The 15425-nt window shown below is 69.1% G+C and carries 12 protein-coding genes and 1 pseudogene; 8 read left to right on the forward strand and 5 right to left on the reverse strand.

The features are described from left to right. The first annotated feature begins 36 nt into the window (after nt 1–36). The 5 genes from IM697_RS12780 to IM697_RS12800 all read left to right on the forward strand — a co-directional run bounded on the left by IM697_RS12780 (nt 37) and on the right by IM697_RS12800 (nt 5922). Nucleotides 37–834, forward strand: coding sequence for a rhamnogalacturonan acetylesterase (locus IM697_RS12780; RefSeq protein WP_194047662.1), 798 nt, complete (start codon nt 37–39; stop codon nt 832–834). Between the two features lie 37 nt (nt 835–871). Next, the gene (locus IM697_RS12785) at nt 872–2185 is read left to right on the forward strand and encodes a pectate lyase family protein (protein WP_194047664.1); all 1314 of its coding nucleotides are present in this window, start codon (nt 872–874) and stop codon (nt 2183–2185) included. Nucleotides 2186–2298: 113 nt separating this feature from the next. After that, nucleotides 2299–3429, forward strand: a complete 1131-nt coding sequence (locus IM697_RS12790) for a pectinesterase family protein (protein ID WP_194047666.1) — start codon at nt 2299–2301, stop codon at nt 3427–3429. 1 nt (nt 3430) lies between these two features. Further along, nucleotides 3431–4462: a pectinesterase family protein gene (locus IM697_RS12795; RefSeq protein ID WP_194047668.1), complete on the forward strand. Its 1032-nt coding sequence runs from the start codon at nt 3431–3433 to the stop codon at nt 4460–4462. Between the two features lie 347 nt (nt 4463–4809). Continuing rightward, nucleotides 4810–5922, forward strand: a complete 1113-nt coding sequence (locus tag IM697_RS12800; RefSeq protein WP_194047671.1) for a right-handed parallel beta-helix repeat-containing protein — start codon at nt 4810–4812, stop codon at nt 5920–5922. 7 nt (nt 5923–5929) lie between these two features. Here IM697_RS12800 and IM697_RS12805 read toward each other — a convergent pair whose 3' ends face one another. Next, nucleotides 5930–8128, reverse strand: a complete 2199-nt coding sequence (locus IM697_RS12805) for a glycoside hydrolase family 43 protein (protein ID WP_194047673.1) — start codon at nt 8126–8128, stop codon at nt 5930–5932. Nucleotides 8129–8329: 201 nt separating this feature from the next. On the opposite strand from IM697_RS12805, the gene IM697_RS12810 reads away from it, so the two are divergent. Further along, nucleotides 8330–9484: a right-handed parallel beta-helix repeat-containing protein gene (locus tag IM697_RS12810; RefSeq protein WP_194047675.1), complete on the forward strand. Its 1155-nt coding sequence runs from the start codon at nt 8330–8332 to the stop codon at nt 9482–9484. 101 nt (nt 9485–9585) lie between these two features. Here IM697_RS12810 and IM697_RS12815 read toward each other — a convergent pair whose 3' ends face one another. The 3 genes from IM697_RS12815 to IM697_RS12825 all read right to left on the reverse strand — a co-directional run bounded on the left by IM697_RS12815 (nt 9586) and on the right by IM697_RS12825 (nt 11912). Next, on the reverse strand, nt 9586–10416 hold the full coding sequence (locus IM697_RS12815) for a pectate lyase (protein ID WP_194047677.1): 831 nt from the start codon (nt 10414–10416) through the stop codon (nt 9586–9588). A gap of 81 nt (nt 10417–10497) precedes the next feature. Beyond that, nucleotides 10498–11346 carry a hypothetical protein gene (locus IM697_RS12820; protein ID WP_194047679.1) on the reverse strand — a complete coding sequence of 283 codons (849 nt, stop codon included), beginning with the start codon at nt 11344–11346 and terminating at the stop codon, nt 10498–10500. Beyond that, entirely contained in the window at nt 11343–11912 is a 570-nt protein-coding gene (locus IM697_RS12825; RefSeq protein ID WP_194047681.1) for a SigE family RNA polymerase sigma factor, read from the reverse strand. Before IM697_RS12825 ends, IM697_RS12820 begins: the two co-directional genes overlap by 4 nt. Before the next feature lie 246 nt (nt 11913–12158). Between IM697_RS12825 and IM697_RS12830 the strand changes: the two genes are divergently transcribed. Together IM697_RS12830 and IM697_RS46090 are read left to right on the forward strand one after the other, a co-directional pair. Continuing rightward, entirely contained in the window at nt 12159–13559 is a 1401-nt protein-coding gene (locus IM697_RS12830; RefSeq protein ID WP_194047683.1) for an NCS2 family permease, read from the forward strand. A 170-nt stretch (nt 13560–13729) separates the two neighbouring features. Then, nucleotides 13730–14658, forward strand: a pseudogene (locus IM697_RS46090) (winged helix-turn-helix domain-containing protein); the annotation flags it as partial. Here the strand turns inward: IM697_RS46090 and IM697_RS12840 are convergent. Next, nucleotides 14609–14983 carry a hypothetical protein gene (locus IM697_RS12840; protein ID WP_265582717.1) on the reverse strand — a complete coding sequence of 125 codons (375 nt, stop codon included), beginning with the start codon at nt 14981–14983 and terminating at the stop codon, nt 14609–14611. The pseudogene IM697_RS46090 and the gene IM697_RS12840 sit on opposite strands and share 50 nt — an antisense overlap. Between the last annotated feature and the right edge of the window lie 442 nt (nt 14984–15425).

Below are 15425 nucleotides of genomic sequence, written 5' to 3' on the forward strand. Positions count from 1 at the left end.
GCTATCCAAGTAACACCTTGAGAAAGGCACACCCTCGTGTCCCTCACCCGTAGACAGGTCACCACCATGGCCGCCCTCGCCGCCGTCCCCCTCTCCCTCGCGGCCACCGGTACCGCTCAAGCCGCCAGAGGCCAACGCACCCTCTACATCGCCGGCGACTCCACCGCCGCCCAGAAGTACGCCGACGCCGCCCCCGAGACCGGCTGGGGCATGGCGCTCCCCTTCTTCCTGCACAAGGACCGGCCCGTAGCCAACCACGCCGTGAACGGGCGTAGTTCGAAGAGCTTCTTCGACGAAGGCCGGCTCGATGTCATCCTCGGGCGGATTCGCCCCGGTGACCTTCTGATCATCCAGTTCGGGCACAACGACTCGAAGGCCACCGACCCCGCCCGTTACACCGAGCCCTGGTCGACGTACCAGGACTACCTGCGCCTCTACATCGACGGCGCCCGCTCCCGCGGCGCGCGGCCTGTGCTCGCGACCTCCGTGGAGCGCAGGAGGTTCGACTCGGCGGGCAACGCCAGGCCGTCCCACGGCGACTACCCGGCGGCGATGCGCGTGCTCGCCGAGCAGGAGCGCGTGACGCTGCTCGACATCCAGGCCCTCTCCCTCGCGCTGTGGCAGGAACTCGGCGTCGAGGAGACGAAGAAGTACTTCAACTGGACCGCGACCGAGCAGGACAACACGCACTTCAACCCGCCGGGCGCGATCGCCGTGGCGCGTCTCGTGGCGCGGGAGCTGCTGCGCACGCGCGTGCTGGCCCCGCAGGACCTGCACCGGCTCGACGAGGCGATCCCGGAGTCCTGGATCACCTGGCCCGAAGCCGCCGCGTAACCCACACCCCTCTTACCGCAGAGAAGAGAGCCGCACAATGAACGCACAGCCATGGCATGAGCATGCCATGAGAAGAGCCGTCGTCCTCGCCGGCTGCACCGCCCTCGTCCTCGCCGTCACCGGCACCGGGGCGGCCCAGGCCGGGTCCCGTGACCTCGGGCGCGAGGTCCTCGCCGCGAACGACGGCTGGGCCTCCGAGGGCGCGGGCACGACCGGCGGCTCGGCCGCCGACGCCGAGCACGTCTACACCGTGACCACCTGGGAGGAGTTCAGGGCCGCCCTGAAGGCGGGCGGCGACGCACCCAAGATCATCAAGGTCAAGGGCATGATCGACGCCGTCTCGGAGGGCTGTGACGCCTTCGCGGCCGAGGGCTACGACTTCCAGCAGTACCTCGCCGACTACGACCCCGCCGTCTGGGGGAACGACATCCCGGTCAGCGGCGAGCAGGAGGACCTGCGGGACGCCTCCGCGAACAACCAGGACAAGGCCATCAAGGCGAACGTCCCCTCCAACACCACCATCGTCGGCGTCGGCAAGTACTCCGGGATCCTCGGCGGCAGCCTCCAGATCAAGGGCGTCGACAACGTCATCCTGCGCAACCTGACCATCGAGGCCCCGATCGACTGCTTCCCGCAGTGGGACCCGACCGACGACAACAACACCGGCGCCTGGAACTCCGAGTACGACGGCGTCGTCGTCTACGGCTCCACCCACGTCTGGGTCGACCACAACACGCTCACCGACGGCCGCTACCCCGACAGCTCCTTGCCGTCCTACTTCGGCAAGGTCTACCAGCAGCACGACGGCCTGCTCGACATCGTGCGCGGCGCCGACTACGTCACCGTGTCGTGGAACTCCTTCGAGGACCACGACAAGACCATGCTGATCGGCAACAGCGACAGCGCCGCGGCGACCGACAGCGGCAAGCTCAACGTCACGCTCCACCACAACCGCTTCGAGGGCATCGTGGAGCGGGCGCCGCGCGTGCGGTTCGGGCAGGTCGACTCCTACAACAACCACTTCGTGGTGACCAAGGACCAGAAGTTCGGCTACGTCTTCGGCATCGGTATCTCCTCGCACCTGTACGCCACGCACAACGCCTTCACGCTGGCCCCCGGCGTCAGCGTCGGCAAGACGCTGAAGAAGTGGAAGGAGTCGCCGCTCACCGCCGAGAACAACTACGTCAACGGCAGGCTCACCGACCTGATCGCCGTGCACAACGCGGAGATCCCCGAGGAGACCCTCCAATCCGGCGCCGGCTGGACACCGACCCTGCGCACCCAGGTCCACCCGCCGCAGTCGATCCCGTGGCTGGTCGACCACCGCGCGGGCGCCGGCCGCGTGTGCTGACGTAACCGCGCCACCGGGCCGGGGCGGACCTCCGTCGCCCCGGCCCCGCACCCCCACGGCGAGGAAGTACCTCCGATCCCCCAGGACGACCCGCACTGCGAAGGAGCACCCACATGGCCTCGCCCGGCCCCCGACTTCCCCTGTCCAGAAGGGGCTTCCTGCTCGCGACCGCCGGTACCGGCGCCGCCCTCGGCCTCGCGGCGACCCCCGCGCGAGCCGCCGTCTCCTCCCGCCCGTTCGGCCGCTACGGCTCCCCGGCCGCGCGCCTGAACGAGCGGACCCGGTACGTCGACCGGCACGGCCGGGGCGACTTCACCTCCGTCCAGGACGCGGTGACCGCGGCGAGCGGCAGCGGCTGGACGCTCGTCATCGCGCCGGGCATCTACCGGGAGACGGTCATGGCAGACCGCTCCCGCACCGAGATGACCTGGCTCGGCGCCGGGGACGGCCCGCGCGACGTCGTCATCGTCTACGACAACGCGGCCGGCACCCCGAAGCCCGACGGCTCCGGCAACTACGGCACCACCGGCTCGGCCACCACCACAGTCCGGGGAGACGGCTTCACCGCTCACCGGATCACCTTCGCCAACGACTTCCTGCGCGAAGAGCACCCTGGGATCAGCGGCACCCAGGCCGTCGCCATCAAGGTGCAGGGCGACCGTTCCGCCTTCCATCACTGCCGCTTCCTCGGCCACCAGGACACCCTGTACGCCGACTCCAACGCCTCCACCCTCTTCGCCCGCCAGTACTTCTCCCACTGCTACGTCGAGGGCGACGTCGACTTCGTCTTCGGCCGGGCCACGGCCGTCTACGAGCACTGCCACTTCCGCACGCTCAACCGCACCGACCTCTCCTCCGCCCCCTACGGCTTCGTCTTCGCCCCCTCCACCGAGGGCGCCAACCCGCACGGCTACCTGGTGTCGAAGAGCCGCGTGACGAGCGAGGCCCCCGACGCCTACTACAAGGTCGCCCGCCCCTGGGTACCCAGCTCCAGCACCACCGCCCACCCGATGCTCACCGTCCGGGAGACCTGGCTGGGCCCCGGCATCGACGCGGTCGCGCCCTACGCCAACATGCGCGCCGAGCACCCCTGGCAGGACCAGCGCTTCGCCGAGTACGGCAACTTCGGCCCGGGCGCCGAGATCACCGTCCCCGAGAACCGGCCCCAGCTCACGGACGAGGAGGCCGCGGCGCACACCCGCGAGACCTACCTCGGCGACTGGGCGCCGTGGAAGGACTGCTGAGATGCGGCGGCGCACGCTGCTCGCCGGAATGACCGGCATCGCCGGCGGCCTGGTGGCCGCCGGCACCCCCGCCTTCGCCGGCGCCCGCCGTCGCGTCCTGCGCGTCCGCCCCGGCGACTCCGTCCAGGCGGCCGTGGACGCGGTGGAGGGGCCCGGCTGGACGATCGTCGTGCACCCGGGGACGTATCGCGAGGTGGTGAGAGTCCCGGCGGAGAAGTCGGGGTTGACCCTGCGCGGCGCCACCCGCGACCCGCGCGACACCGTGATCGTGTACGACAACGCCAACGGCACCAAGAAGCCCGACGGCACCACGTACGGCACCGCGGGCTCCGCCACCTTCACCTCGGCCGCCCCCGGGCTGACCGTCCGCGACCTGACCCTGGCCAACGACTGGCTGCGCGCCGACCACCCCGACATCACCGGCACCCAGGCGGTGGCCGCGTACATCACCGGTGACCGGTCGGCCTTCGAGAACGTCCGTCTCCTCGCCCACCAGGACACCCTCTTCGTAGACACGACCGCGCTCGACGCCTTCGACCGGCAGTACTTCCACCACTGCTACATCGAAGGCGACGTCGACTTCGTCTTCGGCCGGGCCACGGCCGTCTTCGACGACTGCCACTTCCACACGCTGCAACGGGACGTGACCTTCACGCCCAAGGGCATGGTCTTCGCCCCGTCCACCGCCCGCGCCAACCCCTACGGCATCCTCGCCGTCCGCTCCCGCGTCACCTCCGGCGCCGAGGACGCGGCGTACAAGCTGGCGCGGCCCTGGGTGCCGTCGTACGAGACCACCGCCTGGCCGTCCCTCGTCGTGCGCGACACCCGGATCGGGCCGGGGATCGATCCGGTGGCGCCGTACACCAACATGCGGGAGGCCCACCCCTGGCAGACCATGCGGTTCCGGGAGTACCGGAACAGCGGGCCGGGTGCCGTGATCACGGTGCCGGAGAACCGGCCGCAACTCACCGCGTCCGAGGCGGCGTCGCACACCAAGCGCACGTACCTCGGCGACTGGTGTCCCCGAGCGTAGGGCGGCCGTAGCCTTCGGCACGCGGGAGCCCGCATGACCACCACTGACACCCAGGCGGGGGCGAACCGGCCACGCGTGGCGCAGCCCCACGCACCCGCAGCCGCGTACGGCGGGAAGGGGACGTGTCGGGGGGTGTCCGCCCGCAGCGGCCGGCGTCCGAAGAGGCGCACCACCCTGCCCGACAGCGACCGCCGGACCGAGGACGGACACCCCCCGACACGGCCCCGACCCACCCGCCGAACCCAGGGCGCTAGGCGCACCCCCACCGAACCCGCGCAGGCGCCGCAGGCATCAACGCGCACCCCTCACCCACCAACCCCCACAGCACGACGAAAGGACCGCACTCCATGTCTCGTCGTACCGCTCTCACCGCCGTGGCCGCCCTCGCCCTGGGCGCCGGTCTCGCCGCCCTCCCCACCCAGGCCCAGGCCGCGACCGTGGTCGTCAGCAACTCGACCGACCTGTCCAACGCCATCAGGAACGCCACGCCCGGCACCGTCATCCAGGTCCGCGGCGGCACCTACTACCCGACGGCCACCCTGCAGTCCACGGCCAACGGCACCTCCTCGTCACCGATCACGCTCACCGCGTACGGCTCGGAGACCGTCAAGATCGACGGATCCTCGCTGCCCTCCGGCTCCTGGATCTTCAAGCTGACCGCCGACTACTGGAACGTCTCCAGGATCACGTTCCAGAACTCCCCGGACAGCGCCGTCGTCTGCCAGTCCTGCACCGGCACCGTCTGGAACAACATCAAGACCATCAACGGCGGCGACTCCGGCTTCACGCTCACCGGCGACGGGACCGTGAACAACACCGTGCGCAACCTGGACAGTTACGGCCACTACGACCGCGCCACCCACGGCGAGAACGCCGACGGAATCGCCGTGAAGTACGGCTCCGGCAGCGGCAACCTGATCACCGGCGCCCGCCTGTACAACAACTCGGACGACGGGCTGGACCACTGGTCGTTCTCCTCCCCGGTCACCGTCGAGCACACCTGGGCCTTCGGCAACGGCAAGAACCGCTGGTCCGACTCCGCCTTCGCGGGCGACGGCAACGGCTACAAGCTGGGCGGCGACGGCGAGACCGTGGCCCACGTCGTCAACAACTCCGCCGCCTGGGACAACACCGGCAACGGCTTCACCGAGAACAGCAACAGGGGCGCCATCGTCATCAACCGGACCACCGCCTACGCCAACGGCAACAAGGGGTACTACTTCGCGACCGGTGCGGCAAAGCTGGGCCGGAACCTCGCCGTGAGCAACACCGGTGGCTCCGTGGCGAAGAGCTCCTCGGTCACCTCGTACATGAACAACTGGGACTCCGGTGTCTCCACCCCGGCCTTCCGCTCCACGGATGCCTCGACCACCTACAACGCCCGCCAGTCCGACGGCTCGCTGCCCGTGACCACGTTCCTGACCACGGGCAGCACCACCATCGGCGCGACGATGGACTGAGACACGCCTAGCGGCGCACGGGCTTGATGCCCTCCAAGGTCGGGACCACCGGCAGAATCGTGCCGTCGGCCGCGAACTCAAGGCGGTCGATGGTCGTCTCCCGGTGCATGCCGTCACCGCCCGGTCTGCCGGGGCCGTTCAGGGCGAAGCGGTGGTAGACGGCGTACCAGTCGTCGGTGCCGGGGGTGTTCACCACGGAGTGGTGGCCCGTGCCGAGGATCCCGTACTCGGGACGCTTGGACAGGATCGTCCCCTTCTTGGTCCACGGGCCGAGCGGGGACGGTCCCGTCGCGTAGGCGACGTGGTAGTTCTCGCTGCGGGTGTCGTCCTCGGACCACATGAAGTAGTACGTGCCCTTCCGCTTGATCACGAAGGCGCCCTCGCGGAAGTTGTCCGGGGTGATGTCCCGCACCTTCGACGCGTCGAACGACACCATGTCGTCGTTCAGCGGGACGACATAGCCGTGCCCGTTGCCCCAGTACAGGTACGCCTGGCCGTCGTCGTCCGTGAAGACGGCGGGGTCGATCATCTGGCCCGGAAGCGAACCGCCCTTCGCCACCAGAGGCTTGCCCAGGGCGTCCTCGAACGGGCCGGCCGGGGAGTCGGCCACCGCCACGCCGATCTGCTGCTCGGCGCAGAAGTAGAAGTAGTACTTGCCGTCGCGCTCGGCGATCGCGGGTGCCCAGGCGTACTTGTCGGCCCAGGAGACGTCCGGACCGAGATCCAGGATGACCCCGTGGTCCTTCCAGTGGACCAGGTCCTTGGACGAGTACGCCTTGAACCGCGTCCCGCTCCAGCCCTGGAAGCCGTCGGTCGTCGGGTAGATCCAGTACTCGCCGTTCAGGTAGTGCACATCCGGGTCGGCGTTGAGGCCGGGCAGCATCGGGCTGCGGGTGCGCACGGCCTCGACGGTCCAGGTGCGCTTCGTCCCGTCCGGCGCCGTCACCGTGTACTTCTGCGGCTCGCGGAAGTCGCGGCGGGTGCCGGAGCGCGGGCTGACGGTCGCGCCCTCACCGGCCCACAGCTTCGGGGCCAGGCGCGCGAGGTCGGCGCCCGGCCGCATGGGCAGTACGACCTTGGAGGCGCTCTCGGTGACGATCGCGTACCCCTTCTGGTCCTTCGCCGTCGCGTCCACGAGGGAGTCGGGGCTCGCGGGGTACGCGGCCAGCAGCCGGTCGTACTCCTCCTGCGTCACCGGGATCACCGTGCCGTGCCGGGGGCTGGCGGGCAACTGGTAGTCGGTCGACGGGGTCCACTCGCCCGAGTCGAGGTCGGTCGTCTCGAAGGGGACGTAACCGCGGCCGCCGTACTCGTCGATGAACAGGTACCACTTGTCCTCGGTGTTGGACTTGAAGACCGTCGGCCCCTCACCGCGCTCCATCGCACCGCTGCCGATGCAGTCCGCGACGAAGTCGTACGACGTGTCGGTCAGGCTCGTCGACTTCTCGGCGGTGATGAACTTCGAGCACGGGCTGGAGGAGCTCGGGTCCCGCTCGTCCTTGGTGTAGCGGTAGTAGGCGTCCTCGTGCTTCACCACCGTCGAGTCGATGACCGAGTAGCCGGGGTCGCTCCAGACCTTCGGCTCGCTGAAGGTGCGGAAGTCCTTCGTCGTCGCGTACAGCATCTTGTTGTACGTCGATCCGGTGTGGTCGGGATCGTCGGCGGCGTACAGCTTCGACGCCCAGAAGACGACGTACTCACCGCGCGAGTCGTCCCAGTAGGCCTCCGGTGCCCAGGTGTTGCCCGCGTTGTCCGGGGCGACCTTCACCAGGCGCTGGTCGGTCCAGTGGACCAGGTCGGTGGACTCCCAGACCATGATCGACTTGCTGCCGTGCCGCTGGACCTCGTCCCAACTGCCGCTGCTGTTCTGATACATGCGTAGATCGGTGGCGATCAGATAGAACTTGTCGCCCTTCGGAGAGCGGATCACGAACGGGTCGCGCAGCCCCTTCTCGCCGATGGTGGAGGTGAGCACCGGCTTGCCCTGGTTCAGCTCCCGCCAGTGCAGCGGGTCGTTGCCGCGGCTGAGGGCGTAGCGGATCTGCTCGCCGTCGGCGGTGCCCTCGCCGGTGAAGTAGGCGAAGAGATAGCCGGCGTACCTGGGCTGCTTCACGGGTGGTGCTCCTGAGTGGGCGGAACCGGGCGGGGCGGTGACCAGGGCCAGCAGTAGCGAGAGACAGGCGACGAGGAGGATTCGTGTACGCATGTCACTCCTGTGTGAGTGTGGGGGTTTCTGTTGGGTGGTGTGCGCGCCATCGGAGTGTCACCAGTGGGAAACAGCACGTCAATCGGTGGGCGAGCGATGAGGGGCAGCGAAAGTTTCGCTCGCTTTCGTCGAGGCGCGGCAACCTCGCTCCGCCACGGCGACGACTCCAGGGCGTCACGTCCCCAAGGAAAGGAACGCTCCGTGCGTCACAGCACCGGACGCCACCGCCGGACCCGCACCCTCTCCATCGCCGCGGCGATCGCCGTCGCCTCCGGGGCGGGCGGCGTCTACCTCGGCCTGACCGACGGCGGCGCCGAGGCGGCCTCGGCGACGGTCACCGTGTCCAGCACCGCCGAGCTGGAGTCGGCCGTGGCGGGCGCGACCGCCGGTACGACCATCCAGGTCCGCGGCGGCACGTACACCCCGTCGGCGACGCTCAAGTCCACGGCCAACGGCACCGGTTCGGCCCGGATCACGCTGCAGGCGTACGGCGGCGAGAAGGTGCGGATCGACGGGTCCAGGCTGCCGGACGGCTCCTGGCTGGCCGGGATCCACGGCGACTACTGGACCGTCCAGAACCTCACCTTCGTCAACTCACCGGCCCAGGGCTTCGTCGCCACCTCGTCCGTGGGCGGCGTCTTCAAGAACCTGGTCACCGCGAACAACGGGGACTCCGGGTTCACGCTGCGCGGCGACGACACGACGGACAACCTGGTGCAGAACCTGGACAGCTACGGCAACTACGACCCGGCGGGGCACGGGCAGAACGCCGACGGGATCGCCGTGAAGTTCGGCTCCGGAACCGGCAACAAGGTCATCGGGGCCCGCCTGTACAACAATTCCGATGACGGGATCGACCTCTGGCAGTTCTCCTCGCCGGTCACCATCGAGCACACCTGGGCCTTCGGCAACGGCGAGAACCGCTGGGGCGACCCCTCCTTCGAGGGCAACGGCAACGGCTTCAAGCTCGGCGGCGGGGGCGCCTCGGTGGCCCATGTCGTCAACGACAACGCCGCCTGGGACAACACCCTGCACGGCTTCACCGAGAACTCCAACACCGGCGCGATCGCCCTCAACCGCAACACCGCCTACGCCAACGCCGAGACCGGGTTCTACTTCGCCACCGGCAAGGCGCGGCTGGGACGGAATCTCGCGGTGGGAAACAAGAAGGGGCCCGCGAAGCCGGGGGCCTCGGCCCGCTCGTCCGCGAACAGCTGGGACGGCGGGGTGGCCACCCCGCCCTTCCGGTCGACCGACGCCGCCACGGCGTACGGGGCGCGGAAGACGGACGGCTCCCTCCCCACGACGGCCTTCCTCACCACGGGTTCCACGACCATCGGCTCGACCATGAACTAGCCCTCGGCGCACGGAAGAACGCCCCGCCGGTCGTCACCGGCGGGGCGTTCCGTGCTGCCGGTCGAGGGGGGCTCAGGCCGGCAGGTTCATCACCAGCGTACTCACTGGTACGTGATGTCAGATGACGAGAAGTTGCAGGAGGTTCCGTCGGGGCCGGTGCCGATCTCCTTCGGCTCCTTGCCGCTGCTGTTGCCCTCGAAGCGGGTGCAGGTCTTGATCTTCTTGCCGCCGTCGCCGTGGATGCGGACCTTGCGCAGCGCCGCCGTGTCGCCGTAGTTGGAGTTGATGCCGACGATCGAGTTGCCGGGCGCGGTGACGTCCACGTCGTTGATGATGATCGTGCGCTTGTACTGCGTGGAGCAGTTGCCGCAGGACCGCACCAGCTTGCCGAAGTTCTGCACCTGGAACTTGGAGACGACCAGCTTGCCCGCGCCGTTGAACTGGAGGACCTTGTCGTCGGCGTTCCTCGCGCCGCCGCCGTAGACCTTGTACACCGCCGACGACGACTTGCCCTTGAAGGTGGCCGCGTCCTCGCCGACGTCCAGCCACCACACGTTCTGCAGGGTGCAGGAGCCCTTGCAGTGGACGCCGTCCGCGGCCGGGCTGCCGATGACGACGTTCTTCAGGACCGCGCCGTCGGCCAGCTCGAAGATCGGGTCCTGGCCCTCCTCCTGGCCGCCGCCGCCCAGGTCTCCGGTGCCGTAGAACTTCGCCATCTTGCCGTCGTAGGTGCCCGACACGGGGATCGTCTTCGACACCGGCTTGCTGCCGTTCGCCGTCGGCCAGGACGCGGCGGCACCGGCGCTGGACATGAGCGTCGTGGTGACGATCGCGGCACCGGTGACGCCGAGGGCGGAGACTCCGGCGATCAGCGCCCGTCGCTTGGTGACCCTGCGGCGGTGGCTGACGCGCTGTTCGGCTCGTGCTGTCATTACCCGATTCCTTGAGTGGGGGACCTTGTGACTCCTGGTCGCCCCCGGTGAAGGATGGGTTGCCGCGTCCTCGGGATTTTTCTACGAATCCCCTTCGTCCGTGTCGGAGTTGTCGTCCTGGCCCGCGAAGTCGCCCGCCACGGAGAGCTGTTCGCCGCCTGCCGTGGCCGTCATCGCGTAGCTGTCGTCCTTGGCGTCCCGGCCGCCGCGCTCATGGTCGTACTGCCCCGCGAACACCCACTCGCCCGCGCGGACCGTACGGCCCTCCTTGAGCACCCAGGTGTAGACGACGAAGCCGTCCTTCTCCTCGACCGTGAGGGCGAAGTCGTCCTCCGGCAGTGAGCGCCAGGCGCCGGTCGAGGTGACCCCGCCGGTCTGGGCGACCTTCAACCGCACGGTGAGCGCGGTGAGTTGCTCGCTGGTCTTGAGCGTCAGATTGCTCTGCGCCCAGAAGTCGTTGCTGTGCGGGTCCACCGAGCCGTCCGACCACAGCGGACCGTCCTCCTCGCCCCCGGCGGCGGGCGGCGCGCTCGGCTTCGGCGCCGGCGGCTTCGTGGTCCGCCCGGACTCCGGGGTCCGCTGCGGCGTCGGGTCCGCCGGCGGGGCGGGCGGCACCGGCGCGCGGCTCGTCGCGTCCGGCGACGGGGTGGGCGTCGGCGAGGTGGCCACCGACTGCTGCGGGGTGTCCTCCTTCACGGCGGACGCCACCGCGTAGCCGCCGACCGCGAGCACACCGGCCACCGCGGCGGTGGCGGTCACCACCCGGACCCAGCCGTACACCGGCGGCCGCGTCGCCCGGTGGTCGGGGCGGGCCTGTTCGGCCATGCCGCGCTCGACGCGGGCCAGGATCCGCGCGCGGTCGGGCTCGTGCGCCTCGGCCGCCTCGTGCAGCCGGGCGCGCAGATCGTCGTGCACGTCCCGCCGCATCATCGGTCCCTTCCTTCGGCGTGCCCGGTGCGCGCCATCGCCGCGGCGTGCACCTTCAGCGGCGCCTGCCGGGTGCCGAGCAGCCGTTGCAGCTCGGCCATCCCCTTCGACGTCTGGCTCTTCACCGTACCGACCGAGATGCCCAGGGCGAGCGCGGTGTCCTTCTCGGACAGGTCGAAGGCGTGCCGCAGCACCACACAGGCGCGTTTGCGGAACGGAAGTCTACGCAACGCCTCCTGGACGTCGACGACGCCCGCCACGTCCGGGTTCTCGGTCTTCTCCTCGCGCTGCGACCAGAACAGGGCGACCCGCCGCCGCTCCCGGACCGCGCTGCGGATCCTGGTGCGGGCCAGATTGGCCACGACCCCGCGGGCGTACGCCACCGGATGGTCGGCCGCGCGCACCCGGTCCCAGCGGTGCCACAGCGCCAGCAGCGCGTCCGCGGCCAGATCGTCGGCGGCGTCCGCCTCACCCGTCAGCAGATGGGCCAGGCGCGAGAGTTCGGCGTAGTGGCGCTCGAAGAAGGCATGGAACTCCACGGAGGAGGCGTCATCGACGACTCTGCCCACGGGCGACCTCTCCAGCCTGGTGAGTGGCGTGTGAATGACATGTGATCGTCCGGAGATCGTCCGGTCGAGATCCGGAAGCGTAGCAGTGATCGATTACGTGTTTCGTACGGGGCTTCGAACGTGGTGTGGCGGGCCGTACGTTGAGCAGCGCTGATTCCGTAACACGGAGAAAACCTGAAACAGGTTCAACGCAGGAACAATCCAGCCAGCATCCGCACACCGATCCATCAGGCAACAAGGAGCCACGTGAACAGCGTCGACCGGTACTTCAAGATCTCGGAGCGGGGATCCACCTTCGCCCGTGAGATACGGGGCGGTTTCGCCACGTTCTTCACGATGGCCTACATCCTTGTCCTGAACCCCATCATCCTCGGCAGCGCGAAGGACAAGTTCGGCCATCAGCTCGACGCCGTCCAACTCACCACCGCCACCGCCCTGGTGGCCGCCGTCATGACGGTCATCATGGGCGTCGGCGGCAACCTCCCGCTCGCGCTCGCCGCCGGCCTCGGCCTCAACGCCGTCGTCGCCTTCCAGATCGCCCCGCTGATGTCGTGGGACGACGCGATGGGCCTGATCGTCCTCGAGGGCCTGCTGATCTGTGTGCTGGTGGTGACCGGGCTGCGCGAGGCGGTCATGCACGCCATCCCGCAACCGCTCAAGCAGGCCATCAGTGTCGGCATCGGCCTGTTCATCGCCTTCATCGGCTTCGTCGACGCCGGGTTCGTCAGCCGGATCCCGGACGCCGCGAACACCACCGTGCCGGTTCAGATGGGCGGCACCGGGCAGCTCACCGGGTGGCCGATCCTCGTGTTCTGCCTCGGAGTCCTGCTGACGATCGCGCTGCTCGCCCGCAAGGTGAAGGGCGCCATCCTCATCAGCATCGTGGCCATGACCATCGTGGCGATGATCATCAACTCGATCGCCGACATCAAGGTCTGGGGCCTGACCACACCCGCGTGGCCCGACAAGATCGTCGACACCCCCGACTTCGGACTCCTCGGCGACTTCAGCCTGTTCGGCGCGTTCGGCCAGACCACGGCCATCACCGTCGTCCTGCTGATCTTCACGCTGGTGCTGTCCGACTTCTTCGACACCATGGGCACGGTCGTCGGCATCAGCGCGGAGGCCGGCCTGCTCGACGAGCGGGGCAAGGTGCCGAACCTCGGCCGGGTGCTGCTGATCGACGGCGCCGCGGCGGTCGCGGGCGGCGCGGCCTCGTCCTCCTCCGCCACGTCCTACATCGAGTCGGCGGCGGGCGTCGGCGAGGGCTCGCGCACCGGCTTCTCCAACCTGATCACCGGCGGCCTCTTCGCCCTGGCGCTGTTCCTGACCCCGCTGCTCACCATCGTCCCGCTCCAGGCGGCCGCCCCCGCCCTGGTCGCCGTCGGCTTCCTGATGATGACCCAGGTCAAGTACATCGACTGGGACAAGTACGAGATAGCCATCCCGGCGTTCCTCACCATCGCCGTGATGCCGTTCACGTACTCGATCACCAACGGGATCGGGGCGGGTTTTCTTGCCTATGTAGTGATCAAGCTGGTGCTGGGCAAGGCGAAGGACATCCACTGGCTGCTGTGGGGGACGTCGGCCCTGTTCGTCGTGTACTTCGCCATCGACCCGATCGAGCAGGTTCTAGGGGTGAAGTGAGGAACGCTGCGCGATCGGCTGCGGGTTGTCCGTGGCTGGTCGCGCAGTTCCCCGCGCCCCTTACTGACTTCAGTTCGTCGGGGTGAATCTTTGCGAAGACCCTGATGGGTGTGGGGGGCGGCTGTATCCGTGTGGTGTGAGACATGCGGATGGGGGCGGGCTGACCCCTGCGGGACGGTGGTCGTGAGGCTCTGGCTTCCCGCGGCCCGGGGGGATCGCGTGGCCGGCTGTCCCCGCGCGGTCCGGAGAGACTGGCCGCGTACCTCGATGAGGACGCGGCCGCCCACAACTGGGTGGAGGACCAGGTGTGGACCACATCGAGGGTGGCCACGCCGATCGGCAGGAAGTCCCCTACAGCGTCTCCGGCGCCACGCGGCTGATGCACCGGCCTTGGCTTCAGCCCGCAGGTCCCTGCACGCAGGTCGCCGAGCGCGACGAGCGGGCCGTGACCTCGTGGAAGGAGGCGACCTGGACGGAGGTAGAAGGGCGCGGTCGCGCCCTGCGCCCCGGGCGGCCTGCGGGTGCCGCAACCGCTTCGAGGACGAAGCAGGGTTCACCCGGAAGCCGCCACCGGGACGAACCCTGCAGCCGGCGAGGGCGCACCCCGGTCGTGACCGTCAGCGGGCGCCGCTCAGGGCGCCTGTCGGCGGCCGGGCTGATCGCGACACGGCCGCTCGCGCACCCGGCCGTGTCACCGGCTGCGCACCCACCGCCCATGCAGCAGCACACACCGCAGCATGGGCGAGCGGGACTTCATCGCGCTCATCGACGGCGCCCACCAGCTCGTCAAGGCACCGATCGTGCTGTTTTGGGACCGTCTGAACACCCACGCCTCCCACGCCATGCGCGAACTGACCGCCGAGCGGGAGCGGTTGACGGTGTTCCCGCTCCCCGCCTACCCGCCCGGTCTCAACCCGTCGAGCGGAGATGGGCACACGTCAAGCGGAGCCTGGCCAACCTCGCCGTGCTCACGCTCGACCGGCTCGAAGCCCTCGCCCGTAACCGGCTCAAGCGCCTTCAGCACCGGCCTGACTCTCAACGGACCCACATCACCTTGACGAGCCGAAGCCAACCACGCCATGGTCTTGGGCGTCGATGACTTCCTCATGCTCGTCTGTTGCCGGCAGTCCGAGGCCGCCTCCGGCGCGCCCATGGCGGCGGGCCCCGGCGGCGGTCAGTGGCGTGTACTTCGCGCGGAGAGCCGTAAACCACCGCCGAGTGAAGGCGTTGCAGTCGAGGACAGCCGCAAGATACAGCCAACCTTCTGCTGTGGCTATATAAGTGATATCGCCGACGAGCTTTTCACCTGGTGCGTCGGCGGTAAAGTTCCGGCCGGCGAAGTCCGGTACCGAACGCGGCGCACCCTGCGTGAGGTTGAAGCGTCTCGGCTTCGGCTGGCAGGGCTCCAGGCCCAGCTCACGCATGAGGTGGCGGACCAACTCCAGGACCGCGGCAATGTCCCAGCGGCGCAACTGGGCGTGAACGCGTCGGTAGCCGTAGGTGCTGTCGGCATGTCACTTCCATCTCCAGTTCACGGTTGCGCCGTTCGAGCTCCTTGAGGCGCGCCCGCCCCTCAGCGGGATCTGGACTGCTTCTTCACGGAACTCCGGCGAGTACATGCTCGGTGGCGCCACTTCATCCTCGTTTCCTGTTCAGGGCAACCCTGTTGGGACCTGTAGCAGACCCTGCTTCTGAACCTGAGGAGCGGAGCTTCCGGCAGCATGCGCCCGCGGACGGTCAGCATCCCGATCTCCACGCGGCAACAAGCACCCTGCAACGTTGTAGGTGCCCCCACATGGCGAAGGCACCCCAGACTGTGCCGTCGGATGCCGCAAGGCCGGTGCATGGCGAGTTGCACAGTCAGCA

The organism is Streptomyces ferrugineus (genome assembly GCF_015160855.1).
In the GTDB taxonomy this organism is placed as follows: Bacteria; Actinomycetota; Actinomycetes; order Streptomycetales; family Streptomycetaceae; genus Streptomyces; species Streptomyces ferrugineus.